1 protein-coding gene is annotated in these 554 nt (G+C 68.8%); it reads left to right on the top strand.

Annotation, left to right across the window (positions count from 1 at the left end; translation table 11 throughout):
- Nucleotides 1–554 (top strand): alcohol dehydrogenase catalytic domain-containing protein (locus tag ACFPZI_RS37055; protein ID WP_381371564.1); only part of this gene is annotated, 554 nt, incomplete at both ends.

Below are 554 nucleotides of genomic sequence, written 5' to 3'. Positions count from 1 at the left end.
ACCCGACCGACGCGATCGTGCGCGTCGACGCCACCACCGTCTGCGGCACCGACCTGCATATCCTGCGCGGAGAACTCCCCGAAGTGAAGCCCGGAACGGTCCTCGGCCACGAGGCTGTCGGCGAGGTGATGGACGTCGGCCGCGAGGTCCACTCCATGGGCCCGGGCGATCAGGTGATCGTGTCGTCCGTCACGGCCTGCGGCCACTGTCAGTTCTGCCGGGACAGCATGTTCGGACAGTGCCGCGGCGGGGGCGGGTGGATCCTCGGGGATCTGATCAACGGCACCCAGGCCGAGTTCGTACGGGTGCCCTTCGCCGATTACTCCACCCGGCGGACGCCCGGCACCTTGGCGCTCGATGACGCCGTCCTGTTCTCCGAAGTCCTCCCCACCGCCTACGAGGTCGGTGTGCGCAACGGACACGTGAGCCCCGGAGACACCGTCGTCGTCGTGGGCGCCGGTCCGATCGGACTCGCCGCGATCATCACCGCACGGATCTACTCACCGCGCAGAATCATCGCGGTGGACCTGTCCTCCTCCCGGCTGGAAGCCGCC

The sequence above is a fragment of the Streptomyces chlorus genome (assembly GCF_042655885.1).
Lineage (GTDB): Bacteria > Actinomycetota > Actinomycetes > Streptomycetales > Streptomycetaceae > Streptomyces > Streptomyces chlorus.
The sequence above is the reverse complement of the archived record's forward strand: the minus strand, read 5'-3'. Positions and strand labels throughout refer to the sequence as shown.